The 24417-nt window shown below is 71.3% G+C and carries 26 protein-coding genes; 11 read left to right on the top strand and 15 right to left on the bottom strand.

Annotated elements, in window-relative coordinates; genetic code table 11:
• Together BLA60_RS20500 and phoU are read left to right on the top strand one after the other, a co-directional pair.
• On the top strand, positions 1-1970 hold a 1970-nt coding region (locus tag BLA60_RS20500; protein ID WP_342744764.1), incomplete at its 5' end, for an LCP family protein.
• Positions 1971-2048: 78 nt separating this feature from the next.
• Positions 2049-2714 carry a phosphate signaling complex protein PhoU gene (gene phoU, locus BLA60_RS20490; RefSeq protein WP_075134521.1) on the top strand — a complete coding sequence of 222 codons (666 nt, stop codon included), beginning with the start codon at positions 2049-2051 and terminating at the stop codon, positions 2712-2714.
• Positions 2715-2724: 10 nt separating this feature from the next.
• Here phoU and BLA60_RS20485 read toward each other — a convergent pair whose 3' ends face one another.
• The 10 genes from BLA60_RS20485 to BLA60_RS20440 all read right to left on the bottom strand — a co-directional run bounded on the left by BLA60_RS20485 (position 2725) and on the right by BLA60_RS20440 (position 12236).
• Positions 2725-3504 (bottom strand): ESX secretion-associated protein EspG, encoded by a 780-nt coding sequence (locus BLA60_RS20485; RefSeq protein ID WP_075134520.1) that lies wholly within the window; start codon positions 3502-3504, stop codon positions 2725-2727.
• On the bottom strand, positions 3504-5141 hold the full coding sequence (locus BLA60_RS43420) for a hypothetical protein (protein WP_154814465.1): 1638 nt from the start codon (positions 5139-5141) through the stop codon (positions 3504-3506). Before BLA60_RS43420 ends, BLA60_RS20485 begins: the two co-directional genes overlap by 1 nt.
• Positions 5142-5153: 12 nt before the next feature.
• Complete coding sequence (locus tag BLA60_RS44260) at positions 5154-5687, bottom strand: DUF3558 family protein (protein WP_162292987.1); 534 nt, start codon at positions 5685-5687, stop codon at positions 5154-5156.
• A 44-nt stretch (positions 5688-5731) separates the two neighbouring features.
• Positions 5732-6070 (bottom strand): hypothetical protein, encoded by a 339-nt coding sequence (locus tag BLA60_RS44255; RefSeq protein ID WP_162292986.1) that lies wholly within the window; start codon positions 6068-6070, stop codon positions 5732-5734.
• A 276-nt stretch (positions 6071-6346) separates the two neighbouring features.
• Complete coding sequence (pstB, locus tag BLA60_RS20465) at positions 6347-7126, bottom strand: phosphate ABC transporter ATP-binding protein PstB (protein ID WP_075134516.1); 780 nt, start codon at positions 7124-7126, stop codon at positions 6347-6349.
• A 21-nt stretch (positions 7127-7147) separates the two neighbouring features.
• Entirely contained in the window at positions 7148-8245 is a 1098-nt protein-coding gene (gene pstA / locus BLA60_RS20460; protein ID WP_084735121.1) for a phosphate ABC transporter permease PstA, read from the bottom strand.
• Positions 8245-9222, bottom strand: coding sequence for a phosphate ABC transporter permease subunit PstC (pstC, locus tag BLA60_RS20455; protein ID WP_075134515.1), 978 nt, complete (start codon positions 9220-9222; stop codon positions 8245-8247). Before pstC ends, pstA begins: the two co-directional genes overlap by 1 nt.
• A 104-nt stretch (positions 9223-9326) precedes the next feature.
• Positions 9327-10442 carry a phosphate ABC transporter substrate-binding protein PstS gene (gene pstS, locus BLA60_RS20450; RefSeq protein ID WP_075134514.1) on the bottom strand — a complete coding sequence of 372 codons (1116 nt, stop codon included), beginning with the start codon at positions 10440-10442 and terminating at the stop codon, positions 9327-9329.
• A 156-nt stretch (positions 10443-10598) separates the two neighbouring features.
• Positions 10599-11504 (bottom strand): mycothiol synthase, encoded by a 906-nt coding sequence (mshD, locus tag BLA60_RS20445; RefSeq protein ID WP_075134513.1) that lies wholly within the window; start codon positions 11502-11504, stop codon positions 10599-10601.
• 15 nt (positions 11505-11519) lie between these two features.
• Positions 11520-12236, bottom strand: a complete 717-nt coding sequence (locus BLA60_RS20440; RefSeq protein ID WP_075134512.1) for a winged helix-turn-helix transcriptional regulator — start codon at positions 12234-12236, stop codon at positions 11520-11522.
• Positions 12237-12409: 173 nt separating this feature from the next.
• Between BLA60_RS20440 and BLA60_RS20435 the strand changes: the two genes are divergently transcribed.
• From BLA60_RS20435 to BLA60_RS20420, 4 genes are all read left to right on the top strand, one after another.
• On the top strand, positions 12410-13303 hold the full coding sequence (locus BLA60_RS20435) for an LmeA family phospholipid-binding protein (RefSeq protein ID WP_075134511.1): 894 nt from the start codon (positions 12410-12412) through the stop codon (positions 13301-13303).
• Positions 13304-13574: 271 nt separating this feature from the next.
• A complete protein-coding gene (locus BLA60_RS20430) occupies positions 13575-14417 on the top strand; it encodes a sulfurtransferase (protein ID WP_075134510.1) in 843 nt (280 codons plus the stop codon).
• A 22-nt stretch (positions 14418-14439) separates the two neighbouring features.
• Positions 14440-14751: a DUF1416 domain-containing protein gene (locus tag BLA60_RS20425; protein ID WP_075134509.1), complete on the top strand. Its 312-nt coding sequence runs from the start codon at positions 14440-14442 to the stop codon at positions 14749-14751.
• A gap of 160 nt (positions 14752-14911) precedes the next feature.
• Positions 14912-15553, top strand: coding sequence for a heme-binding beta-barrel domain-containing protein (locus tag BLA60_RS20420; RefSeq protein WP_075134508.1), 642 nt, complete (start codon positions 14912-14914; stop codon positions 15551-15553).
• A 4-nt stretch (positions 15554-15557) separates the two neighbouring features.
• On the opposite strand, the gene BLA60_RS20415 is transcribed toward BLA60_RS20420, so the two are convergent.
• Positions 15558-16403 (bottom strand): aminodeoxychorismate lyase, encoded by an 846-nt coding sequence (locus BLA60_RS20415; RefSeq protein ID WP_075134507.1) that lies wholly within the window; start codon positions 16401-16403, stop codon positions 15558-15560.
• A gap of 105 nt (positions 16404-16508) precedes the next feature.
• On the opposite strand from BLA60_RS20415, the gene BLA60_RS20410 reads away from it, so the two are divergent.
• Genes BLA60_RS20410 through BLA60_RS20395 form a run of 4 tightly spaced genes read left to right on the top strand, consistent with a single transcriptional unit; the run spans position 16509 to position 19464 of the window.
• Positions 16509-16889 carry a Fur family transcriptional regulator gene (locus BLA60_RS20410; protein ID WP_075134568.1) on the top strand — a complete coding sequence of 127 codons (381 nt, stop codon included), beginning with the start codon at positions 16509-16511 and terminating at the stop codon, positions 16887-16889.
• The gene (ygfZ, locus tag BLA60_RS20405) at positions 16886-17989 is read left to right on the top strand and encodes a CAF17-like 4Fe-4S cluster assembly/insertion protein YgfZ (protein ID WP_075134506.1); all 1104 of its coding nucleotides are present in this window, start codon (positions 16886-16888) and stop codon (positions 17987-17989) included. Before BLA60_RS20410 ends, ygfZ begins: the two co-directional genes overlap by 4 nt.
• Before the next feature lie 27 nt (positions 17990-18016).
• Entirely contained in the window at positions 18017-18844 is an 828-nt protein-coding gene (locus BLA60_RS20400) for a beta-keto acid cleavage family enzyme (protein WP_075134505.1), read from the top strand.
• A gap of 44 nt (positions 18845-18888) precedes the next feature.
• Positions 18889-19464 (top strand): RsiG family protein, encoded by a 576-nt coding sequence (locus BLA60_RS20395; RefSeq protein WP_075134504.1) that lies wholly within the window; start codon positions 18889-18891, stop codon positions 19462-19464.
• On the opposite strand, the gene BLA60_RS20390 is transcribed toward BLA60_RS20395, so the two are convergent.
• Entirely contained in the window at positions 19461-20351 is an 891-nt protein-coding gene (locus BLA60_RS20390; protein WP_075134503.1) for a DUF8083 family protein, read from the bottom strand. The genes BLA60_RS20395 and BLA60_RS20390 overlap by 4 nt on opposite strands.
• 187 nt (positions 20352-20538) lie before the next feature.
• Here BLA60_RS20390 and BLA60_RS20385 point away from each other — a divergent pair, with 187 nt between their 5' ends.
• Complete coding sequence (locus BLA60_RS20385) at positions 20539-20721, top strand: DUF3073 domain-containing protein (protein WP_075134502.1); 183 nt, start codon at positions 20539-20541, stop codon at positions 20719-20721.
• Between the two features lie 9 nt (positions 20722-20730).
• Here the strand turns inward: BLA60_RS20385 and iolD are convergent, their stop codons facing one another.
• Genes iolD through BLA60_RS20370 form a run of 3 tightly spaced genes read right to left on the bottom strand, consistent with a single transcriptional unit; the run spans position 20731 to position 24415 of the window.
• Positions 20731-22590: a 3D-(3,5/4)-trihydroxycyclohexane-1,2-dione acylhydrolase (decyclizing) gene (iolD, locus tag BLA60_RS20380; protein ID WP_075134501.1), complete on the bottom strand. Its 1860-nt coding sequence runs from the start codon at positions 22588-22590 to the stop codon at positions 20731-20733.
• Positions 22590-23369, bottom strand: a complete 780-nt coding sequence (locus tag BLA60_RS20375; protein ID WP_075134500.1) for an ATP-binding cassette domain-containing protein — start codon at positions 23367-23369, stop codon at positions 22590-22592. The genes iolD and BLA60_RS20375 overlap by 1 nt, the downstream gene beginning before the upstream one ends.
• Complete coding sequence (locus tag BLA60_RS20370; RefSeq protein WP_075134499.1) at positions 23366-24415, bottom strand: ABC transporter permease; 1050 nt, start codon at positions 24413-24415, stop codon at positions 23366-23368. Before BLA60_RS20370 ends, BLA60_RS20375 begins: the two co-directional genes overlap by 4 nt.
• Positions 24416-24417 lie beyond the last annotated feature (2 nt).

Below are 24417 nucleotides of genomic sequence, written 5' to 3'. Positions count from 1 at the left end.
CCGGCGCCCGCGAATCCGGCATCCGCCGCGCCCTGTCCGGCGAGGAGCCCCCCGGGCAGCGGCCCATGCCGGCCCGCCCCGACGGCCCGCCGCCCGGCGCGCGCCAACCCGGCCAGAACACCGGCCACGCCCCCGTACCGGCCCCCATGCCGGCCCCCATGCCACCGCCCCCGCCGCGCCGCCCCGACGACGACCCCGTCTCCATGACCGCGGAGATGGAGGCCATCGGCGAAGAGGTGCAGAAGCGCCGCTCCATCGACCACACCCTCGCCCGCTTCTCCGCCGTGCACGACGAGCTCCGCGCCGAGGAACGGGAGAAGAAGTCCAAACGCCGCCGGCTGCTGCCCTGGCAGCAAACCGACGACGAACTCGACCGGCTCGACGAGCTGGCCGACGGGCAGACCATCGCCGTGCCGCAGAGCGCCGCCTTCGACGACGAGCCGTCGACCCGGCTCAAGGACAAGAAGGCCCGCCGCCGCAACAAGTCCATGCGCGCCGGCCGCGCGCTCGCCATCGTCGCCGCCGCCCTGGTCTTCCTCGGCACCGGCGTCGGCTGGGGCGTGCAGGCCTGGATCAACGGCAGCACCACGAAGGTCAACGCCCTCGACCCGAACTCCAACGCCATCAAGGACGCCGACGCCCAACTCGGCGACGAGAACTTCCTGCTCGTCGGCTCGGACACCCGGGCAGGCGCGGAGGCCGAGGAAGGCGTGGGCAACGAGGACGACATCATCGGCGCCCGCTCCGACACCGTGATGATCGCGCACGTCCCCAAGAGCCGCGAACGGGTCGTGGTCGTGTCGTTCCCGCGCGACCTCGAGGTGAACCGGCCCGAGTGCGAGCGCTGGAACGCCAAGACCGGCGAGTACACCGGCGAGACCGCCCCCAGCGAGGAGCAGGTCAAGCTGAACACCGCCTACCAGGTCGGCGGGCCGATGTGCGTGACCAAGCAGATCCAGGAGATCTCCGGGCTCGCGATCAACCACTTCGTCGGCATCGACTTCCACGGGTTCAAGGAGATGGTCGACGCCGTCGACGGCGTCCAGGTCTGCGTCGAGAGCCCCATGAAGGACGAGGTGCTCGGCACGATCGTGCCCCAGGCCGGCAAGAACGTCACGCTCACCGGCGACCAGGCGCTGAACTTCGTCCGCGCGCGCAAGGTCGAGAGCGACCCGACCAAGTCCGACTACGGCCGCATCACCCGCCAGCAGCGGTTCCTGTCCTCGCTGCTGCGCAAGGCGATGTCCCCCGAGGTGCTGCTCGACGTCGGCAAGCTCACCGGCTTCGTCAACGCGTTCGCCGAATCGACCTTCGGCGACAACATCGACGTCGAGACCCTGATGCTGCTCGGCCAGTCGATGCAGGGCGTGGACGCCGGCAAGGTCACCTTCATGACCGTGCCGACCGTCGGCTACGCCAACGACGCCGGCAACGAGGAACTGCGCACCGAGGACACCAACGACCTGTTCGGCGCCATCCGCAACGACACCCCGATCCCCGGCGAGTCGCCGGCGGAGAAGAAGGACGACAAGAGCAAGGCCGCCGCCCCCAACGCGCAGCTCAAGTCCGCCCAGCAGCACCTGCTGCGCCAGGACCAGCCCGCGCCCGTCGACCCGAAAACCGTGAAGGTCCAGGTCCTCAACGGCGGCAACGACCAGGACGGCATCGCCGGCGACACCGCCGACGAGCTCAGCGAGTTCGGCTACCAGATCGTGTGGGTGGACGCCTCACCCGAGAGGGTCGACCGGACGGTGATCAAGTACTCGAAGGTGAAGCTGGCCCAGGCCCAGGCACTCGCGGCCTCGGTCCCCGACGCGCAGCTCGTCGAGGACCCGGCGGCCGGCGGCGCGCTACAGCTGATCATCGGCCCGGGCTTCGACGGCAACGTCGTCGCCCCCGGCGCCGAGGCGCCCGCCCCCGACCTGCCGGACGTGTCGACGGTCAACGCCGGCGACGTGTCCTGCGTCTGAGCGGATTGTGGCCTCGGGTTCACGTGGGGTTCACCCAACGATTCGGTAACCGGGCGGGCGCGGTCGTAGGCTGGCCGCATGCGTGAGGCGTACCGGGGCGAACTCGATGAGCTGGCCGGCGAACTGGCCGGGATGTGCTCGATGGTCGCGACGGCCATGGAACTGGCCACCAGGGCCCTGCTCGAGGCGGACCTGCGCCTGGCGGAACAGGTCATCGGCGACGACGTGAAGGTCGACGACGCGCGGTCGTCGTGCGAGGAGCACGCCTACGCGCTGCTGGCCCTCCAGGCACCCGTGGCGACCGACCTGCGGACCGTGCTGGCCGCCATCCACGCCGCGGAGAGCCTGGAACGGATGGGCGACCTGGCGCTGCACGTGGCGAAGGCCGCGCGCCGGCGCCACCCGCAGCCGGTGCTGCCGGAGAAGGTGGCCCCCTACTTCCAGGAGATGGGCCGGGTCGCCGTCGAGCTGGCCCGCGAGGCCGAGCAGGTCATCCTGACCAGGGACGTCGAGCAGGCACACTCCCTGGAGGAGGCCGACGACGAGATGGACGACCTGCACCGGCACCTGTTCACGGTGATCATGGACAAGGACTGGCCGCACGGCGTCGCGTCGGCCGTCGACGTCACCCTGCTCGGCCGGTTCTACGAACGCTTCGCCGACCACGCCGTGTCGGTGGCCAAACGCATGGTGTTCGTGGTCACCGGCCGCATGCCCGGCGCATCGCACGACGAGGTCGTCTGACCCCGCCCCGCTAACGCCGGGGCGCCACCGACTCGATCATCTGGCCCAGCGAGTGGATCATCCGGCCGGAGTCGGCCGGGGAGAAGGTGCTGGTCACCGACCCGTCCTCGCCCGGCGGCCGGGACAGTGACAGGTACCGGCCGGCGTCGGTGTCGAACCAGGTCAGGCCGCCGCCACGGACCTCCTTGCCGTGCCGGCCGCGCCCGGTGACCGCGAAGAACCCGGTCCCCTTGCGCGGGCGGCTCAGATAGCTGGCGGCCATCCGCAGCCGAGGATCGGCCCCCGCCGAACGGCTCACCGGCCGGAACACCCCGTCGTCCGCGCCGTGCGATGGCGGCGGCACCGCCGCCGGCTGGTTCACCGTCACCGACTGGCCCGGCCCGGCCTCCACCCGCGGCAGCAACCCGACCAGGGTGACCGCCAGCGCCGTCGGCCGGATCAGCTCCAGGCGCAGACTCGACCCGGTGAGCTGGGCCAGCACCCCGGTCTCGGTGGTCGCGCACGCGCGGGCGTAGATCTCGTCACGCTCGTTGAGCGTGCCCATCACCGCCACCGCGATCCCGAAGTCGGACATCGTGCGCAGCGCCCGCTCCAGCTGGGAGTCCAGCTCACCGTGCCGGATCAACCCACGCCGCCCGAGATCGACGAACACGTCCCGGGCGATCCGCAGCCGGTCGGCCTGCAGCCGACCGGCACTCGGGATCTTGAACGGGAACTGCCGGATGTTGGTACCCAACAGCTGCGCCAGGATGTCCGCCTCGGTCAGCGACAGAACGAAAGGACCGGCCATCACTCACCGATCACGGGTGGCGCGGTGACCTCGTCGGTACCGAACACGGCGTCCGGATCCCCCTCGACCAGGAACGACGCGCGGGTGTGCTCGTCGTCGTCCTCGCCCTTGCCACCTCGGCCGCCGCCCATGCCGCCGCCGCCCATCATGCCGCCGCCGCCACGGCCGCCGACACCGCCGCCTGGCCCGCCACGCATCGCCGCGTTCTCCGCGGCAAGCGCACCGGCACCGCCCATGCCGCTCATCCCGCCACGGCTACCGAGCCCACCGGAGCCCGTGCCCTGACCGCCGCCGAACCCGTTGCCACCGGGCCCACCGCCCGGCCCGAACCCGCGACCACCGCCGCCAGGCCCGTTCGAACGCCCGTACCCGTCACCCCCACCGGGCGGCCCACCCGGCCCGATCGGCATCGGACCCGGCGGGAAGAAGTTGTTGTTACCGCCACCGCCGCCGCCACCCCCACCGCCGCCGCCACCGCCGGGGGGAAGTCCCGGTCCGGGCAGGGGGTACTGGTTGCCGGGGCCGGGGAACTCGCTCGGGTTCGTGATCCCGCCGCCGCCACCGCCGCCTCCGCCGCCACCGGAGCCGCCGCCCGACCCGGGCCCACCCGGGATCGACGGGAGACCACCACCGCCGCCGCCACCACTGCCGCCGCCGAAGCCGCCGCTGCCCGCACCGCCACCGCCGGTGCCGCCGTTGAAACCACCGCCGCCGCCCAGCTCCCCGGACCCGACCCCGTCGATCGAGGCCTCGCCGGTCCCACTGTCCGGATTCGCCATCGTCGGCGGCTTCGTGAACGCCGGCATCGTGCTCGCGCCGCTCAACCCGCTGTCGTAGGTCCCGACGACCTGGACGGCCTGCTCGTGCGCCGCCTGCTGCGCGTTGTACTGCGTCATGTAGTTGGCGTACTTGGTCATCGCCTCGATCGGATTGGTCGTCGACCGCAGATCCTGATTGGCCGCCGCCACATCGAACTCAACCGGCTCCGGCATCGAACGACGCGCCTCGGAGAGCGCCTCGGCCTGGAGGTTGGTCTGCGTACCGGCCAACTGCGCGCTCTGCCCCGCCGTCCCGACCCAGTTCCCGACATCGGCCATGAACTGACGCGCCGAGTTCCCCGCCGTCCCCTGCCAGTCCGCCTCACTGTTGTTGATGGCGGTGGCAACACTCTCCTGGAACTGCGTCATCTCGTTGCCGGCACTGATCCACAGATCCCCCATCTCACCGACAGCATCCGGATCGACGCCAGTGGTGACCATTTCCTGGAGCTGTCTGTGCTCGACGCTCATGTAGTTCGCGCAGCTCATCGCCGGTGGCTGCCGCGTGTTGACGCCGGCGGCGAGCGCCTCCGCCTGCGCGTTCATCTCTTCCTGGTACGCGGTGTCCACCCGGCCCTCACGCGTCAGCCGGTCGATGAACTGCTCGACCCAGTTACCGCCCGTTTCCTGGGAGTCGGCGGTCTGCTCAGCGGACTGCTGAGCCTCTTCACCGGTATTGGCCGTGTCACTGCGGTCGATGTAGTACCGGCTGCTCTGGTCATAGGTGGCGTCGTAGTCGCCATCATTGTTGTAGCCGTCGCTGTTGTAGCCGTCGCTACCGTAGCCGCCACTGTCGTTCCGCCGGTTCTGAGGTGTCATCTCCACTCCCGATCAGGGCAGCTTGGGTTCAACTAGTTCCGCGGCCTGGTTCGCGATCGAGCAGGCCTTGTTCAGGTCACCTTGAGCGGCGGCGGTCACATCCACCCGAGATGTCTCGGTGAGTTCAAGGGCAACCACACACACCCCCAGCTCACCGGTGTACTGCGTCGCCGGCCGCGAACCGACGGTCTTCGGCTCCGGTGGCGTCTTCGACTGCACGTCGTCAATACCGAGGTTCGCCCAGACACCCGCGCTCACCGTGTGGTTGTCGGTAGCCTGCCAGAGGCAGACGCGAGCACCAGCGAGTTCCTCCTCCTGGCCGCCGGTGAGCGAGAGCGCCGCCAGGTCGTCCGAGGAGAACAGCTCGCAGGGCTCCAGCGAATCAGCCGACCCGGTCCCGGACTCGGAAGTCTCCGGAGGTTCGGTGGTCTCACTGTCCCCGCCCTCGGTGGGGATCTGCACGCTCGTGCCGTCACCGTCACCCGACGTGGCATCACCGGGAGTCTCCGACGAACAACTGACGAGCGCGACGGCCAACGCGACCAACGCCGTAACGAACAGAGCCGTACGCCTCACTGGGTACCTTTCCCTCACTGCGGGGCGAAACCGCTGCTGAACTCGGTGTCGGCATTCTGGTAGGAGGCCATGGCCGCCTCGATGCCCCGCTTCGCGTCGTCCAACGACTCGCGAAACTCCTGCAGGATGGTGATGAAACCTTCCTGGTCCTGAGCGACGTCCTGGAGGAACGGCTGCATGGTCCGCGCACCCTCGCTGGACCCGAGTGGTGCCGGCTGCGCGAGGTAGATCACGCGCGTGGCCTGCTCGTCGATCCAGTTGCTCATGCGGTTGATGGCGGCCAGTAGGGCCTGGCCGCCGGTCTCGTTGACCGAGAAGGCGCCGGAGGCCGCCGCCTTGGCGAAGTTCTTCACGTTGGCGGAGATCCCGCCAACGGCGCCGCCGCCGATACCATCTGCTATGTACATGCCTGGCCCCCACTACGTGCCACCGGGTGATCCAACCCCGCACGGTACCAACCGGTGCGGGCGCGGGTCCCTATTGTGACGAAAGTTGGACCTGCTGGGTTCCCGACTGTGAACCTGTTCTTGATCTGTCCACCCAACCACAGGAAACGTCGACGCGGAGTCCCCATGGTCACCGGGTGGTGTGGGTGGGGGACTCGTTGTGACGAGGCGGGCTGGGGTGGGTCAGCCGAAGCGGCCGGAGATGTAGTCCTCGGTGGCTTTCTGGGAGGGGTTGGAGAAGATCTTCTCGGTGGCGTCCATCTCGATGAGTTTGCCGGGTTGGCCTACGCCGGCGAGGTTGAAGAACGCCGTCTGGTCGCTGACGCGGGCCGCCTGCTGCATGTTGTGGGTGACGATGACGATCGTGTAGTCCTGCTTCAGTTCGCCGATGAGGTCCTCGATGGCGAGGGTCGAGATCGGGTCGAGTGCCGAGCAGGGTTCGTCCATCAGCAGGACGTCCGGTTGGACGGCGATGGCCCTGGCGATGCACAGGCGCTGCTGCTGGCCGCCGGACAGGGACGAGCCGGGGCGGTTGAGGCGGTCCTTGACCTCGTTCCACAGGTTCGCGCCGCGCAGTGACCGCTCCACCACGTCGTCCGCCTCGGCTTTGGACATGCGTTTGTTGTTCAGGCGCATGCCGGCGATGACGTTGGCGTGGATGGACATCGTGGGGAACGGGTTGGGGCGCTGGAAGACCATGCCGATCTGGCGGCGCACCCGGACCGGGTCGACGTCGCGGCCGTAGAGGTCCTCGCCGTCCAGTGCGATCCTGCCCTGGATGCGGGCGCCGGGGATGACCTCGTGCATGCGGTTCAACGACCGGATGACCGTCGACTTCCCGCAGCCCGACGGGCCGATGAACGCGGTCACCGCCCGGGGTTCGATCGCCATCGACACCTCGGAGACAGCGAGGAAGTCGCTGTAGTAGATGTCGAGTTCCGTGATGTCGAGTCGCTTAGCCATCGTCGTCCTTGTCGTGGGCCGTCACCGGCGGCCGGTCTTGGGTGAGAAGAAGCGGGACACCAGGCGCGCGACCAGGAACAGCAGCATGACGATGATGATCAGCGTCAGCGCGGCGGCCCAGGCCCGGTCGTAGTTGATCGTCGTCACGCCGTTGGGGGCCAGGCCCTGGCTGTACTGGCGGAACACGTACACCGGCAGGGTCATCATCCGGCCGTCGAACAGGTTGAAGTTCGCCGAGTCCACCACACCCACGGTGATCAGCAGCGGGGCGGTCTCGCCGATGACCCTGGCGATCGCCAGCATCACGCCGGTGACCAGGCCGGCGGCCGCCGTGCGCAGCACGACCTTGACGATCGTGAGCCACTTCGGCACGCCGAGGGCGTAGGCGGCCTCGCGCAGTTCGTTCGGGACGAGCTTGAGCATCTCCTCCGACGCGCGCACCACCACCGGGATCATCAGCACCGCCAGCGCCACCGAACCCACCACACCCATGCGCACGCCCGGGCCGAACAGCAGCGCGAACAGCGCGTAGGCGAACAGCCCCGCCACGATCGACGGGATCCCGGTCATCACGTCCACGAAGAAGGTGATCGCCCGGCCCAGCCGCGACGGGCCGTACTCCACCAGGTACACCGCCGTGAGCAGCCCCACCGGCACCGAGATCAGCGTCGCGAACGCCGTGATCTCCACCGTGCCGATGATCGCGTGGTACACGCCGCCGGCGTCCATGCCGCCGTAGACCCCGCGCATCGTGTACGACAGGAAGTACCCGTCGAACCGCTCCAGGCCGTACTGCAACACCGTCCACAGCAGGCTGATCAGCGGGATCAGCGCCAGCCCGAACGCCGAGTACATCAACGTCGTCGCCAGCCGGTCCCGCGCGGCCCGGCCGCCCTCGACGACCCGGCTGGCCACCAGCAGCGCCACCGCGTGCACCACCACGCCCAGGAACACCGTCAGCGGGATGGAGAAGGCGTCGAACAGCGCGAGCACGCCGGCGACCACCGCCAGCGACGCCACGAACACCGCGATCGGCGTGTGGCGCGGCAGCCGGCCGTGGGTCAGCCTGCGCGCGACCAGGCTCGCCTCGATGTCCACCGGTGCCGTGACCCTGGTCATCAGTTCGCCCCCGAGAACTCGGCGCGCCGCGACACGATCCACCGCGCGAGCATGTTGACCACCAGCGTGATCAGGAACAGCACCAGGCCGGTGAAGATCAGCACGTTGACCCCCAGGCCGCTGGACTCGGGGAACTTGAGCGCGATGTTCGCGGCGATGTTCTGCTGCTGACCGGGCTGCAACAACAGGAACGAGTAGGTCAGGCCCGGCGAGAGGACCATCGCCACGGCCATCGTCTCGCCGAGCGCACGGCCCAGGCCCAGCATCGCCGCGCTGATGACGCCCGAGCGCGCGAAGGGCAGCACCGCCATCCGGATCATCTCCCAGCGGGTGGCGCCCAGCGCCAACGCGGCCTCCTCGTGCAGCGTCGGCGTCTGGAAGAACACCTCGCGGGAGACCGCCGTGATGATCGGCAGGATCATCACCGCGAGCACGATGCCGGCGGTGAGGATCGTGCGCGGCGGGCTGGCCGCCGGGCCCTCGAAGATCGGGATGAAGCCCAGGTTCTCGGCCAGCCAGTTGAACACCGGGTACAGCTTGGGCATCAACCACAGCGCGCCCCACAGGCCGTACACGACGCTGGGGATCGCCGCCAGCAGGTCGATCACGTAGCCGAACACCTGGGCCAGCCGGCGCGGCGCGTAGTGCGAGATGAACAACGCGACGCCGATGGCGACCGGCGTCGCGATGATCAGTGCCAGCAGCGCGGCGAGCACGGTGCCGAACACCAGGGGGCCGACGTAGCTGAGCAGGGTGCGCCCCTGCCCCAGCCAGCTGACCCGCTCGGCCAGCTCCGTCGAGTCGGTCTGGATCGCCGGCCACGCCTGCACGATCAGGAACGCGGCGACGGCGGCCAGAATGACGAGGATGAGGACACCGGCGGTCTTCGCGCTGTAGGAGAAGACCAGGTCACCCGGCCGCTGCGGCACCCGCTGCCGGCCGGACCGGGAGGTCGCGGGTTCGCCCGTTGTGGTCACTGCACAAGTCTCCGGAACAGGGATGGGCCGGCGGACCCGGGTGGGCGGATGCCCGCAGGCACCCGCCCATCCGGTCCGACCGACCGTAACAAGGTGTCAGGCACTCAGCTGCCGACGGAGATGGCGTCGAGCGCGGACTCGACCTCGGACCGCAGCGCGTCGGAGATCGGCGCCGAACCGGCCGCCTGCTCCGCCTGGGCCTGGCCCTCGGCACTGGCCAGGTACCCGACGAACGCCTTCACCACGTCGCCCTGCGCGGCGTCGTCGTAGTTCAGGCACACGATCGTGTAGGAGACCAGCACGATCGGGTAGGTGCCCTCGGCGGTGGTGTCCCGCTGCAGCTCGATGGCCAGGTCGTGCTCGGGCCGGCCCTCGACCCGCGCCGACTCGTCGACGACCTTGGCGGCGGCCGCCGCCGAGTACTCGACGTAGTTCTCGCCGACCTTGATCTTGGCCACGCCCAGGTCGCCGGCCTTGCTGGCGTCGGCGTAGCCGATGGTGCCCTGGCCGCCCTCCACCGTCTGCACGACACCGGAGGTGCCCTGCGCGGACTGGGTGCCCTGGATCGGCCAGTCACCGCTTGGCTCGTGCGGCCACGCCGCCCCCGCCGCGGCGGCCAGGTACTCGGTGAAGTTCTCGGTGGTGCCCGACTCGTCGGAGCGGTTCACCGGGCGGATCGGACCGCTGGGCAGCGAGGCGTCCGGGTTGTCGGCGGCGATCTCCGGCGCGTTCCAGGTGGTGATCTTGCCGTTGAAGATCCCGGCCAGCGTCGCCGGCGAGAGCTGCAGGTCCTCGACGCCGTCGAGGTTGTAGATCACGGCGATCGGGCTGATGTAGAGCGGCAGGTGGATGGCCTCGCCGCCGCAGCGCTCGTTGGCCGTGGCCTGCTCCTCGTCGTCCATCACCGCGTCCGAGCCGGCGAAGGCGACGGCGCCCTCCCCGAACTGGGTGCGGCCGGCGCCGGAGCCGGAGGCCTCGTAGGTGATGGTGGCGTCCGGGTTCGCCGACTGGAATCCGGCGATCCACGCCTGCATGGCGGCTTCCTGGGAGCTGGCGCCCGCGCCGGCGATCTCGCCGGCGACGGCGGCCTGCTCCTGCGAGGCGCCACCGTTGCCGCCGTCGTTGCTCCCGGCGGAGACGGGGTCGTTTCCGCACGCGGACAGGGCCAGCGCGCCCGCGGTGACGATGGCCGCGAGGCGGCCGTAGCGGATGGGCTTCACTGTTTCCTCTCGGGGTGTGTCGTAGAGGCGCCCGATCCGGGGATGTCCGGACGGCACAGCGCGGACGTTAAGGAAGAGGAGTGGACGGTCAGCCCTGTAGAGATGAACGCGAGGTGAACAACCTCGAATTGTGACCTTTGTTGCTCTACGTAACGGTCAGCGCTGGTACGAAACATCCGTTTCGGCAACGGTGAACCCCAACCGGGTGTACACGGCCACGGCCGGAGCGTTGTCCGACTCGACGTACAGAATGATCTCGTCGATCCCCGACTCCCGCAGGTGACGCAGGCCGACCAGGGTCAGAGCGGTGCCGAGACCACCGCCCTGCGCGTCCGGGTCGACCCCGACGACGTACACCTCGCCGATCCCGTCCGGGTGAACCTTGGTCCAGTGGAAGCCGACGACCCGGTCACGGTCGTCGTCACCGTCCACGGCCAGGAAGAACCCCGCCGGGTCGAACCACGACTCGCCCTCGGTGGCCACCAGCTCCTCGACGCTGAGCTGCCCCTGCTCGGGGTGCCAGTCGAACGCGCGCGCGTTGACCCCGATCACCGCGTCCTCGTCCCGGCCCGGCTCGAACGTCCGCAGCCGCAGGTGCCCCGGCAGCGCCCGCTCCGGCAGCTCACCGCCGGGCCCCAGTCGCATCCGCAGCAGCTCCCGCACCCTGGCCAGGCCGTGCCGCTTCGCCAGCGCGACCGCGCCCGGGTGGTCGCCGTGCGACCACAGCCGCAGCGGGCCGTCGACGGTCAGCACCTCGGCCACCAGCCGGCCGCCGACCCCCGCACGCCGCCGGTCCGGCGCCACGATCAGCTCCACGACCCCGTTGCCGAACGCGTCACCGCCGGTGTCCAGGTGCGCGTACCCCACGACCGACCCGTCGGTGTCGGTGGCCAGCAGGTGGCGACCGCCCCGGAACTCGCGCGGCAGCGGGCCGTCGGCGTCGACCTCCGGCCGGCCGTCGTGCTCGCCGGCGGCGCGCAGCAGCGCCCGGACGGCGGCCCCGTCGGCAGAGTCGTCGGCGGAGTCGTCGGACAGGGCGTCGAGCCAGGTCAAGGTCACCACGACCCGACCGTACCGTCAGCGGCGGACCCGGTCCTCGGAGGCGAGGTCGTGCCCGGCGGCCTTGGGCTGCTGGACGAACTTGTAGCCGACGTTGCGCACCGTGCCGATCATCTGCTCGTGCTCGGTGCCCAGCTTGGCCCGCAGCCGCCGCACGTGGACGTCGACCGTGCGGGTGCCGCCGAAGAAGTCGTAGCCCCAGACCTCCTGCAGCAGCTGCGCCCGGGTGAACACCCGGCCGGCGTGCTGGGCGAGGTACTTGAGCAGCTCGAACTCCTTGTAGGTGAGGTCCAGCGGGCGTCCGCGCAGCCGCGCCATGTACGTGGCCTCGTCGATCACCAGCTCACCCAGGCGCAGCGCGCCGTCGGTGCCCGGCGCGCCCGCCGGCCCGCGTGAGGTCAGCAGCCGCAGCCGGGCGTCCACCTCGGCCGGGCCGGCGGTCGGCAGCAGGATGTCGTCCACCCGCCACTCGGGGTTGACGGCGACCAGACCGCCCTCGTTCACGACCGCCATCACCGGCACGCTGTCACCACCGCTGGTGAGCAGCCGGCACAGGCTCTTGGCGGCGGCCAGGTCCACGCGCGCGTCGACGAGCACGACGTCGCGGGATCCGGCGTCGAGCAACGCGGTCACCTCAGGGGCCTGGGTGCGCACGTGGTGTGGCAGCAGCATCAGGGAAGGCACCACCGAGCCCGGCGTTGGGTCCGCGGTGAGCAGCAGCAGGTCGAGGCTCATGTCTGGGCCCGCCTCTCTGGGAAGCTCCGTGGCTTTCCGGGAGAATAACCGCTGTGCCCGCTAAATGTCCTGGTCGTGACGTAGGTGTCACACGAGAGCACCAACGGCCCGACCGGAACACCGGCGCGCACACCCCGTGAACCCCGCCCCGACGCCCCGAGGACCATGACCCCATGACGACCACGACCGACCCCGGCACCCCGCGCGCGAAGCCAAGGCGGCGACGGCGGACGCGCAGGCTCGTCATCACGCTCGTGGTCGTGCTCGGCCTGCTGGTCGTGGCCGACTTCGGCGCGGCGGCCATGTTCGAGTACCAGGTCTCCAAGCGCGCCCGCGAACAGTTCAGCCTCACCGACGACCCGTCGGTGAAGGTGCACGGCATCTCGTTCCTCACCCAGGCCATCTCGGGTGAGTACGATCACGTCGCCATCGACGCCAAGGGCGTCCCCGTCCAGGACACGCTGCGTGACCTGGAGGTGCACGTCGACCTGATGGGCGTCATCGCCCCGCTGGGCGACCTGGTCTCCGGCGAGCTGCGGGGCGTGCGGGTACGTGAGGTCGAGGGCCAGGTGCGGGTCAAGGCCTCCGACGTCACCCGCGCCCTGCTGGAGAACGAGAACCCGCTGATCTCCTCGATCACCAACCTGACGATCGACCCGATCAGCGAGCAGGACGCCCTGACCAACCCCGACGAACGCACCGACGAGGAGCAGGCCGCCGCCGAGCGCGCCGAGGAGCTGGAGAACGAGGACGACACCATGGCCGGCGCCCGGCTGTGCGCGACCGTCGACCTCGGCGGCGAGGAGACCGACCTGTGCGCGTTCGGCCTCATCACCCTGGTCGACGCGAAGGCGAGCTTCGCCCCGGCGCGCCTGGAGCTGAGCAACAGCGTGCTCGGCGACGGCGGCCGGTTCCCCGAGGTGATCGAGGCCCAGCTGCTGGAGGCCCTCAAGGTCACCCTCGACCCCGGTGAGCTGCCGTTCACCGTCACGCCGACCGCGGTGAGCGTCGAACCGGGCGTGCTGTCGGTCAAGGGCAAGGCCTGGGACGTGCTGTTCGGCGGCTGACCAGGGCGAACACCACCGTCCCACCTGGTGGACGGCCCTCCCAGGGGTAGGGAGACGCCGGTAGTGTTCATGGCGTGCACTCCTTGCTGACCAGGCCACTGACGAGAAGGCGGGCAGTGGACTACTGCCGCGTCGACTCGAGCCTGTGTCTGGCCACCGACTGACGGGCGGACCGCGACACGCCTTCGCCCGCGCTGGTTCCCACCACCCAGCAGCCGCGGTCAGGGGAGGTTCGGCTGCGAGACCCACATTCGAAGGAGAGAGCGCGCCAATGAGCCGCGAAGACGTCTTGGTCACGGCCGAATGGGCCGAGGAGAACCTCGCAACCCCGGGGGTGGTGTTCGTCGAGGTCGACGAGGACACCTCCGCGTACGACGGCGGCCACATCCCCGGTGCAGTGAAGATCGACTGGCGGACCGACCTGCAGGACCCGGTCCGCCGCGACTTCGTCGACCGTGCCGGGTTCGAGAAGCTCCTGTCGGCCAGGGGCATCGCCAACGGGGACCGGGTCGTCCTCTACGGCGGCAACAACAACTGGTTCGCCGCCTACGCCTACTGGTACTTCAAGCTCTACGGCCACCAGGCCGTGCAGCTGCTCGACGGCGGCCGCAAGAAGTGGGAGCTCGACGGGCGCCCGCTGTCCAAGGACGCGGTCACCCGCGAGGAGACCCAGTACGTCGCCCAGGAGCAGGACAAGGCCATCCGCGCGTTCCGCGACGAGGTGGTCGACGCCATCGCCACGAAGAACCTGGTCGACGTCCGCTCGCCGGACGAGTTCTCCGGCAAGCTGCTCGCGCCGGCCCACCTGCCCCAGGAGCAGGCGCAGCGCGCCGGGCACATCCCGTCGGCGATCAACGTGCCGTGGAGCAAGGCGGCCAACGAGGACGGCACGTTCAGGAGCGAGGACGAGCTGCGCGAGCTGTACCGCGAGGCCGGCATCGACGACGGCAAGGCCACCATCGCCTACTGCCGCATCGGTGAGCGCAGCTCGCACACCTGGTTCGCGCTGCACGAGCTGCTTGGCCACTCGGACGTGAAGAACTACGACGGCTCGTGGACCGAGTACGGCTCGCTGGTCGGCGTGCCGGTCGAGGTCGGCCCCGGCACCAACTGAGACATCTGGTGAGGAGACGCGGATGAGCAACGACGGATGCGGCGCGCCGGAGCAGACGGCGGCGCTGCCCCCGGGGGTCGACCTGGGCAAGGAGATCGTGCTCGGCGGGAAGGTGACCGCCGACGGCGCGCCGGTCGGCGGCGCGTTCGTGCGGCTGCTCGACGCGAGCGGCGAGTTCACCGCCGAGGTCGTGTCCTCGCCCGAGGGTGACTTCCGGTTCTTCGCCGCGCCCGGCCAGTGGACCGTGCGCGCGCTGCACCGCACCGGCAACGGCGAGGCCAGGGTCGTCGCCGACGCCCCTGGCCTGCACCCGGTCGCGGTGACGGTCGGTTAGCAGAGCTTCACCCGAGAACGCGGGGCGGTCGCCGGAGCGGCCGTCCCGCGTTCGCATATCCTCGCCGGGTGGAACTGTTCTCGACCGTCGTGTTGATCGTCGCCGCGCTGGCCACCACCGGGTCGCTGGCCGTGCTCACCCTGCGTCTGGGGCGGGTGCGATGAGCGAGCCGGAGACCAACGGTCCGGTTCCCGGCAGCGGTGACGCGGCGGTCCGCGCGGCCGCCGAACGCGCGGCGACCACCCGCTCGCGCAACCTCCCGCGGTGGGAGGACCTGCCGGTCCCCAACGATACGGCCAACCTGCGCGACGGCGCGAACCTCAACGACCGGCTGCTGGCGCTGCTGCCGCTGGTCGGCGTGTGGCGCGGCGAGGGCGAGGTCGTGTACCCGACGATCGAGTCGCAGCACTTCGGCCAGCAGGTCACCTTCGCCCACGACGGCCGGCCGTTCCTGTACTACGAGTCGCGGGCGTGGCTGCTCGACGCCGACGGCAAGGTGATTCGCCCGGCGGCCCGCGAGGTCGGCTGGTGGCGGCCCGGCGAGGACGACACCATCGAGCTGCTGCTGGCGCACGCCACCGGCGTGATCGAGATCTTCTACGGCGAGCCGAGGACCCAGACGTCCTGGGAGCTGGCCACCGACGTCACCATGCGCACGGCCACCGCCAAGGAGGTCAACGGCGCCAAGCGGCTCTACGGCCTGGTCAACAACGGCGACCTGGCCTACGTCGAGGAGCGCGCGATGGTCGGCCAGCCGCTGCAGCCGCACACCTCGGCGCTGTTGCGCCGGGTGGCGGGCTGAGGGATCAGGCGTACTCGGACTCGTAGAGCGCGCTCAGCTCGGCGTGCAGCTCGGCGGCCTCGGGCAGCGGGCGACCGTCGACCATCCGCACCCGGGTGATCTTGCGGACGCTGGAGGCGAGGAAGACGCCGTCGGCCGAGGTCAGGTCGGCCAGCCGCAGCGGCTCGACCTTGGTGGCCCAGCCGGCGCGCTCGGCGGCCCGGAACAGCGCGCCCTGGGTGGTGCCGCGCAGGATGCCCAGCGCCGGTGGCGGGGTGCGCAGCGTGCGGCCGTCGGCGACGACCACGTTGGACGTCGGCCCCTCCAGGATCGAGCCGTCGGTGGCGACGAAGATCGCCTCCTCGGCGTCGTGGGACTCCGCCCAGCGCAGCGCGGCCATGTTCACCGCGTAGGACAGCGACTTGGCGCCCAGCAGCAGCCACGGCGTGCTGGCGACGATCGAGGGCTCGAAGCCCCGGTCGAGGGTGATCGCGCGGACGCCGGCCACCCGGTTGCGCAGGACCTTCTCGGCGATCGGCACGCCCATGGCGTAGCCGGTCGGGGTGCCGTCGCCGAACTCGGGGCCCCGGGTGTAGACGATCTTGAGCGCCATCTCGTCCGGCCCGGTCCAGGCGTCGATCACGACCTGGGCGCAGCGTTCGAAGGCGGCCCGGTCGGGGGTCGGCAGCTCCAGCATCCGCGCGGAGCGCTCCAGCCGGTCCAGGTGCGGACCCAGCTCACGGGGTTTCCCGTCGACCACGAGGATCGTCTCGAAGATCCCGTCACCCCGTGTCAGTCCGAGATCGTCCACCCGGATGTGCAGTCCGTCGGGGTCGGCCAAGGTTCCGTCAAGCATCGCAAGCACCCGCATGGCCAAACCCTACAGAGGCCTACGATTGACGGGGTGGAGACCGTGAGCGCGCGCAACCTCGATGCCGAACGCGCCCAGCTCAGGCAGACCCTGCACGAGCGCGGGATGCGGATGACCCCGCAGCGCCAGCTGGTGCTCGACGCGCTGCTGGAACTGGAGCACGCCACGCCCGAGCAGGTCTGCCAGCGGGTGCAGCGCAGCACACCGTCGGTGAACATCACCACCGTCTACCGGACGCTGGAGCTGCTGGAGACGCTCGGCATCGTGCGCCACACCCACCTCGGGCACGGCGCGCCCAACTACTCCGTGCACGAGCACGGGCACGTCCACCTGGTCTGCCACCGCTGCGGGGCGGTCATCGAGGCGCCCTGCGAGGTGATGGCGGAGCTGAGCGGAACACTGCGCGACCGCCACGGGTTCGCACTGGACGTGAGCCACCTCGCCCTGTCCGGCACCTGCCGGAACTGTTCCGGAGCCGCCACATGACCTCACCGATCCTGGACACCGCCGGTGCCGTGCCGCCGCCCGAGAACTGGCCCGACCAGGGCGTGCCGTGGCACTTCGGGGACCCGTTCGCCGAGCAGCGGGCCGCCGCGCGGCGGGTCGTGGTCGTCGACCGGTCCGACCGGGAGCTGATCGCGGTCACCGGGCCGGAGCGGCTGGCCTGGCTGCACCTGGTCATCTCCCAGCACGTCACCGAGCTGGCCGACGGGGCCGGCACCGAGGCGCTGGTGCTCGACAGCCAGGGCCGGGTGGACACCCACCTCGACCTCGCCCACCTCGACGGCACCGTCTGGCTGGACACCGACCCCGGCGCGGAGGCCACCGGGGCGCGCGGCGGGCGACAGCCGCTGCTGGCCTACCTGGAGTCGATGGTCTTCTGGTCCAAGGTCGAGCTGCGTGAGGCCACCGCCGAACGCGCGGTGCTCTCGGTCCTCGGCCCGGACACCGCGTCGCTGCTGGAGTCGGCCGGGCTGCCCGCGCCCACCGAGCCCTACGCGGTGGCCGGCGGCCTGGACGTGGTCGTGCGGGCCACGCCGCTGGGGGTCGACCTGCTGGTGCCCCGGGACGAGCTCGTCGCCTGGTGGGACCGGCTGACCAGGCAGGGCGCCCGGCCGATGGGCAGCTGGGGCTACGAGGCGCTGCGGGTGGAGGCCGCCCGCGCCCGCTACGGCGTGGACACCGACGACCGCACGATCCCGCACGAGGTCGGCTGGGTGCACGTCGCCGCGCACGTCGCGAAGGGCTGCTACCGCGGCCAGGAGACCGTCGCCAAGGTGCACAACGTGGGCCGGCCGCCGAGGCGGATGCTGCTGCTGCACCTGGACGGCTCGCCCGAGGTCCTCCCCGAAACGGGTGACCCGGTGGTGCGCGACGGGAAGACCGTGGGCCGGGTGGGTTCGGTGGCCCGCCACCACGAGCTGGGCCCGATCGCGTTGGCGCTGGTCAAGTACTCGGTGCCGGTGGAGGCCGAGCTGCTCGTCGGCCAGGACGACCGGGTCGTGCAGGCCGCGATCGACCCCGACTCGGTGCCCGAGGCGACCCCCGGTCTTGGTCGTGAGGCGGCGAAGAAACTGCGCGGCTGACCACGCGGCTGACTACGATCCGGGCCCATGACAGGGACCCTGATCACCGTCGCGCCGACCGGCGCCGAGCACGCCAAGACCGACGTGCCGAACCTGCCGGTCACCCTGGAGGAGCTGGTCGCCGAGGCGGTGGCCTGCGAGGCCGCCGGGGCGGCCATGATCCACGTGCACGTCCGGGGCGCCGACGCCGCCCCGACGCTGGACCTGGGCCGGCTCACCGACACCGTCGCCGCCCTGCGCGAACGGACGAACCTCGTCGTGCAGCTGTCGACCGGCGGCGCGGTGACCGACCCGGAGGCCGACCGGCTGCGCGTGCTGGAGGCCATGCCCGACTCGGCGTCCTGCACGATGGGCACCGTCAACTTCGGTGACGACGTGTTCATGAACCGGTGGGAGTTCGTGGTCGAGCTGCACCGGCGGATGCGCGAGCGCGGCATCGTCCCCGAGTACGAGATCTTCGACGTCGGCCAGCTGGCCAGCCTGCGCCGGCTGCTCGACGAGCACGGTCTGCCGGCCGGCGGCAAGGTGCACGTCGACCTGGTGATGGGCGTGCCGGGCGGCATGCCGGGCGACACCGAGACGCTGGTCGCGGCGCTGCGGGCGCTGCCGGCGGGCGCGAGCTTCTCGGCGACCGGGATCGGCCGCACGACCCTGCCGGTGATGCTGGCGGCGCTGTCGGCCGGCGGGCACCTGCGGGTCGGCATGGAGGACACCGTGTCCTTCGCCAGGGGCGAGCGGGTGCGGGACAACGCCCAGCTGGTGGAGCGGGCCGCCGCGTTCGCCACCCTCGCGCGGCGGCCGCCGATCACGCCCGGCCAGGCGCGGGAGCTGATCGGGGTGGCGCTCACCCACTGAGACCAGGTTTGTCCACGAACCCCTCGGTACCGGAGGATGAGCACGTGATCGAAGTCCGACCAGGTGGTCGCCGGCGGATAGACCGTGTGCTCGCGCCGGACTACGTGTCCGACCTCGACCGGCTCGACCTGGCCGAGGTCCGGGCCCGGCGCGACGACGCCGCCCAGGAGGAGACCGACCTGTCCTACCTGCGCCGGCTGCTGCACGCGCGGATCGACATCGTGAAGGCCGAGCGGACGCGGCGGGCCGAGGGCGGCTCCGCCTCGGTGGTCGAGCGGCTGGCCGAGATCCTGGCGGACAACGCCGTCGGCCCGGCGCCGGTCGGCTCCGGGCGCCACCAGACGCTCGAACCGTCCCGCGCGGAGGCCCACCGGCGGCACGTCGAGGCGTTGGTGTCCGACGCGGACCTGTCGGACGTGACGTCGCTGCCCGACGAGCGGCTCGACCTGGCGCTGCGTACCTATGTCGCCGAGGAGGCCTCGGTGTCCCAGCGGCGCCGCGAGGTGCAGCAGGTGGTCGACGTGCTCAACGACCAGATCGCCACCCGCTACCGCGCGGGCAGCGCCTCGGTCGACCGGCTGCTGGCCGCCGAGCGCGGCGAGGACCCGTCGACCGGCTAGTTGAAGCGTTCGCGCACGGCCAGGTCGCCCCAGAAGTCCCGCAGGCGCTCGAACCGCGAGGCGATCTCCTCGACGTCCTCGCGTTCCAGCGCGGCGACGATCGCGTTCACGTCGGCGGCCGAGGTGTCGTCGGTCAGCTCCTCGTCGTCGAGCAGCTGCACCAGCCCGCCGTAGTCCAGTTCGACGGCCGAGTGCGGGTGGAAGTGCTCCAGCCAGCGCCCGGTGTCCTCCAGGACCTTCGTCGGGCCCTGCTCGCCGAGGACCCGCTCGGCCAGCGAGTGCGCCTTGGCGACCCGGCGGCGGGCGTCGGCCATCGCCACCCGCCAGCACACCTGCCGGCGCGGGTCCTCCCGGCTGGCCAGCACGAGGTGGCGGTGGGCGGGGTCGACGAGGGTGAACCAGGGCAGCGGCACGGTCCAGGTGGTGGAGACGATGTGCACGGCGCCGCCGGGCAGCTCGGAGAGCACCCGGGCGGCCTTCTCCTTGGCCTCGTCGACGGACGCGGACAGCGCGGTCGCGCGCAGCGACGGGTGCGCGGAGGTCAGGAAGCCGACCAGGGCGGCGGCCGAGCGGGCGCGCACGTCCAGCGGGCAGATCAGGGGGCCGGGGCCGACGGTGGCCTGGTCGACGGGAACCTCGGCCGGGTCGAGCACCAGCAGTTCGCGTAGCGCGCGGGGCGAGGGCTCGCCGCTGGCCAGCTCGCCGGGCAGCAACGTGGTCGGCACGGACAGTTGTGATCTGAGCCACAGGTCACGCTCGCGTTCGCCGACTCCGGCGTGGTCGAGGTGTCCGGTCTCCAGGGCCTCGCGCAGCGGTTTGGCCACGTCCTGGGCGAAGGAGGACAACGGTTCGTACACCCTGAGGTAGGCGACGAACGGTCGAGGCACGAGAGGCATCGTGTCACGGGTCGCTGGACCTGTGGTCACGGGGCGATCAACGACACCCGACGAACCCAGTGCCCCTTCGCACAGAACGCCGTCGACACGGTACGGTAGTTGGCAGGAACCAGTAGTCGAGATCTGCGGGGCCGCCGATTCCCCCGGCCGCCCCGTCACTGTGCGAGGGGGTCGAGCCATGGGGCGCGGCCGAGCGAAGGCTAAGCAGACCAAGGTAGCCCGAGAGCTCAAATACAGCACTCACCACACCGACTTCGACGCTCTGCAACGAGAGCTGTCGAGTCAGTCGCCATCGGACGGCAACGGCGGAGAGCGGTTCGATGACGATGATGACCTTGAGGATGACGACTACCGTCGTTGACCGGCTGGTTCAGGGGCGGCCCAGGTAGCGAACCTGGTCCGTCCTGGCCTTGTCCAGGTCCTCTCGGGCATCGACGACATCGGGATACGTCGACCGCTCGGGCACGCCGACCTCCCACCACGCTTCGGCATCCGTCCAGGCCGAAGGGTGCGTGTGGATCACCACGACGGCCACCCGGCCGTCCCGTGCGTGAGCGCGTGCCCGGGCGTAGGCGTCCCGCAGGTCGGTGAGGTCGGTGGCGGCCAGCACGGCAGCGCCGAGCGACGCCGCGTGCGACGCGAGGTCGACCCTTGGCGTGTCCGTGAGTCGGGACCGCACGTCGGTGTAGAGGTTGTTGAACGCCGGGGCGCCGTTGCCGCGCTGGAGCCGGTCGATGACCGCGTACCCCCCGTTGTCGCACACCACCGCGACGAACCCGTGCCCGGCGAACGCGGCCGAGAACAGCTCGGAGTTCAGCATCAGGTACGAGCCGTCACCGACCAGCGCGGTCACCACGCCGGCCGGCCGGGCCATCGCCGCCCCCCACGCCCCGGCCAGTTCGTAGCCCATGCAGGAGAACCCGTACTCGACGTCCATCGACGGCTCGCCGCCGGTGGCCCGCCAGCCGCCGACCAGCTCGCCGGGCAGGCCGCCGGACGCGGTCAGCACGTAGTCGCCCGGCTCGCTGGCGTCGTTGACCACGCCGACGACCTGGGCGTAGGTCGGCAGGCCGGGCGAGGGTGCGCGCAGACCGTCGACATAGGTGTCCCAGCGGGCGCGTTCGGTGGCGGCCCTGGCCGTCCAGTCCGGCTCGGCGCGCCAGCCGCCGGTCAGCCCGGCGAGCTCGGCCAGGGCCTCGTCGGCGTCGGCGACCAGCGCGAACCCGCCGTGCTTGACCGCGTCGAAGCGCGCGGTGTTCACCGAGACCAGGGTGAGGTCGGGGGAGAACAGCGACCACGACGCGGTGGTGAAGTCCTGCAGCCGGGTGCCGACGGCCAGCACCAGGTCGGCCTCGGCGGCCAGCGCGTTGGCCGAGCGGGAGCCGGTGATGCCCAGCGGGCCGGCGTGCAGCGGGTGGTCGTGGGGCACCAGGGTGCGTCCGGCGGTGGTCTCGGTCACCGGCAGCCCGTGGGCCTTGGCGAACTCCAGCGCGCGTTCGGCGGCCCCGGAGTACCGCACGCCGCCGCCGAGGACCAGCAGCGGCCGGCGGGCGCCGCGCAGGATCCGCGCGGCCCTGTCCAGCGCGGCCCGGTCCGGGCGGGGGCGCGGCGGGTGGTGGGTGACCGGCGCGAACAGGGCATCCGGGAAGTCGAACGCCTCGGCCTGCACGTCCTGGGGGAGCGCCAGGGTCACCGGGCCGCAGTCGGCCGGGTCGGTGAGCACCCGCGCGACCTGCGGCAGGGTCGCCAGCAGCTGCTCGGGCCGGGTGATCCGGTCGAACCAGCGGCTCACCGCGCGGAAGGCGTCGTTGACCGTGGCCGTGCCGTCGCCGAACGGCTCGACCTGCTGGAGCACCGGGTCGGGCGCGCGGTTGACGAACGTGTCGCCGGGCAGCAGGAGCAGCGGCAGCCGGTTGGCGTGCGCGACCCCGGCGGCGGTGACCATGTTCAGCGCGCCCGGCCCGATCGAGGAGGTGACCACGCCGGTCTGCCGGCGGTGGGTGGCCCTGGCGTGGGCGACGGCGGCCAGCGCCATGCCCTGCTCGGTGTGCCCGCGCCAGACCGGGAGCTCGCCGGCGTGTTCGGACAGCGCCGTGCCGAGGCCCAGGACGTTGCCGTGCCCGAAGATCGCGAACACGGCCGGGAACAGCGGGGCCTCGGTCCCGTCGAGCAGGACCGTCCGCTGCGCCAGCAGCCAGCGGACCAGCGCCTGGGCGGTGGTCAGGCGCATCAGCCGGACACCCCGCGCAGCTCGTGCTCCAGGGCCTCCAGTTCCTCGCCGCCGGCCATCTGGCGGGTCAGCTCCGCCAGCGTGATGTCGGCCTTCTCGAACGAGCCGAGGCTCGCGCCGCGGGTGAGGACCAGGAACCGGTTGCCGACCGGGTAGGCGTGGTGCGGGTTGTGGGTGATCAGCACGACGCCAAGGCCACGGTCGCGGGCCTGGGCGAGGTAGCGCAGCACCACCCCGGACTGCTTGACGCCCAGCGCGGCCGTCGGCTCGTCCAGGATCAGCACCTTGGCCCCGAAGTGCACCGCGCGGGCGATCGCCACGCACTGCCGCTCGCCGCCGGACAGCGTGCCGACCGGCTGCTCGACGTCGCGCAGGTCGATGCCCATGTCGGCGATCGCCCGGCGCGCGGTCTCCCGGCCGGTGCGCCGGTCCAGGCGCCGCAGCGGACCGGCGCCGACGGTCGGCTCGGAGCCGAGGAAGAAGTTGCGCCACACACTCATCAGCGGCACCACCGCCAGGTCCTGGTGGACGGTGGCGATGCCCCGGTCCAGCGCCTCCCGGGGCGAGGCGAACCGCACGTCCTGCCCGTCGAGGCGCAACCGGCCGGTGTCGTGCTGGTGCACCCCGGCCAGGATCTTGATCAGCGTGGACTTGCCGGCGCCGTTGTCCCCGAGCACGCAGGTCACCTCGCCCGCGTTGACCACGGTGGACACCTCCCGCAACGCCACCACACTGCCGTAGCTCTTGCCGATCCGGTCGACCTCGATCAGGGGATTCACGACCGCACCCTCTCCGCCCGGCGCCGGAACGTGTTGTTCACCAGCACCGCGCCGAGCAGCATGATGCCGAGGAAGAGCATGAACCAGTCGGAGTTCCAGTCGGCGAACACGATGCCCTGCCGGGCCATGCCGAAGATCAGCGCGCCGATCGCCGCGCCGATCACCGACCCGTACCCGCCGGTGAGCAGACAGCCGCCGATCACCGCGGCGATGATGAACTGGAACTCCAGGCCGATGCCCTGGTTGGCCTGCACCGTGGTGAACCGCAGGATGTTGATCGAGCCGACCAGCCAGCCGGCGACCGCGGTCGTCATGAACAGCAGGATCTTGGTCCTGGCGACCGGCACGCCGACCGCGCGGGCGCTGGGCGCCGAGCCGCCGACGGCGAAGGTCCAGTTGCCGAACCGGGTGCGCACCAGGACCCACGCGGCGAGCCCGGTGACGCCGAGCCACCACAGGATCGAGATCTGGAAGCTCGTGCCGTCGATGGTGAGCCAGGACGCGAACACGAACCCGGCCGACTCGTAGCCCTCGGCCGCGCGTATCCCCGACACCTGCACCGAGCCGGTGACCAGCCGCGTCACCCCGAGGTTGAGGCCCTGCAACGCCAGGAACGTGCCGAGGGTGACGATGAAGCTCGGCAGCCCGGTGCGCACCACCAGCCAGCCGTTGAGCGCGCCGACGCCCAGCGCGAACACCAGCGACACCAGCAGCGCCAGCCACACGTTCAGCCCGGCCTCGGTCGCCAGGATCGCGGTGACCAGCGCCGTGGACGCGGTCATCACACCGGCGGACAGGTCGAACTCGCCGCCGATCATCAGCAGGGCGACGGCCACCGCCATGATGCCCAGCGTCGCCGAGTCGTCCAGCCAGGTCGCGGCGCCGCCGGTGGTGAAGAACGTGTCGGCGACGACGGTGAAGAAGACGAGCACCACCAGCGCGCCGAGCAGCGCGCCGACCTCCGGCCGGGCCACCAGCCGGTTCACCACCCCGCCGGGGGCGAGGCGTTCGTCGGTCGGGTCGGGTCGTTCGGTCGTCGTGGTCATCA

The organism is Actinophytocola xinjiangensis (assembly GCF_001921215.1).
Lineage (GTDB): Bacteria > Actinomycetota > Actinomycetes > Mycobacteriales > Pseudonocardiaceae > Actinophytocola > Actinophytocola xinjiangensis.
This window is presented reverse-complemented; position numbering and strand designations above follow the sequence as displayed.

Bases quoted from the DNA above. Each gene is read 5' to 3' on its own strand.
- BLA60_RS20425 (WP_075134509.1), top strand. From the start codon at position 14,440: ATGAGCAACGACGGATGCGGCGCGCCGGAGCAGACGGCGGCGCTGCCC.
- BLA60_RS43420 (WP_154814465.1), bottom strand. From the start codon at position 5,141: ATGACACCTCAGAACCGGCGGAACGACAGTGGCGGCTACGGTAGCGAC.
- ygfZ (WP_075134506.1), top strand. From the start codon at position 16,886: ATGACCTCACCGATCCTGGACACCGCCGGTGCCGTGCCGCCGCCCGAG.
- BLA60_RS20370 (WP_075134499.1), bottom strand. From the start codon at position 24,415: ATGACCACGACGACCGAACGACCCGACCCGACCGACGAACGCCTCGCC.
- phoU (WP_075134521.1), top strand. From the start codon at position 2,049: ATGCGTGAGGCGTACCGGGGCGAACTCGATGAGCTGGCCGGCGAACTG.
- pstA (WP_084735121.1), bottom strand. From the start codon at position 8,245: ATGACCAGGGTCACGGCACCGGTGGACATCGAGGCGAGCCTGGTCGCG.
- BLA60_RS20440 (WP_075134512.1), bottom strand. From the start codon at position 12,236: ATGAGCCTCGACCTGCTGCTGCTCACCGCGGACCCAACGCCGGGCTCG.
- BLA60_RS20485 (WP_075134520.1), bottom strand. From the start codon at position 3,504: ATGGCCGGTCCTTTCGTTCTGTCGCTGACCGAGGCGGACATCCTGGCG.
- BLA60_RS20415 (WP_075134507.1), bottom strand. From the start codon at position 16,403: ATGCGGGTGCTTGCGATGCTTGACGGAACCTTGGCCGACCCCGACGGA.
- pstB (WP_075134516.1), bottom strand. From the start codon at position 7,126: ATGGCTAAGCGACTCGACATCACGGAACTCGACATCTACTACAGCGAC.
- iolD (WP_075134501.1), bottom strand. From the start codon at position 22,590: ATGCGCCTGACCACCGCCCAGGCGCTGGTCCGCTGGCTGCTGGCGCAG.
- BLA60_RS20420 (WP_075134508.1), top strand. From the start codon at position 14,912: ATGAGCGAGCCGGAGACCAACGGTCCGGTTCCCGGCAGCGGTGACGCG.
- BLA60_RS20430 (WP_075134510.1), top strand. From the start codon at position 13,575: ATGAGCCGCGAAGACGTCTTGGTCACGGCCGAATGGGCCGAGGAGAAC.
- BLA60_RS20435 (WP_075134511.1), top strand. From the start codon at position 12,410: ATGACGACCACGACCGACCCCGGCACCCCGCGCGCGAAGCCAAGGCGG.
- BLA60_RS20400 (WP_075134505.1), top strand. From the start codon at position 18,017: ATGACAGGGACCCTGATCACCGTCGCGCCGACCGGCGCCGAGCACGCC.
- BLA60_RS20410 (WP_075134568.1), top strand. From the start codon at position 16,509: ATGCGGATGACCCCGCAGCGCCAGCTGGTGCTCGACGCGCTGCTGGAA.
- BLA60_RS20385 (WP_075134502.1), top strand. From the start codon at position 20,539: ATGGGGCGCGGCCGAGCGAAGGCTAAGCAGACCAAGGTAGCCCGAGAG.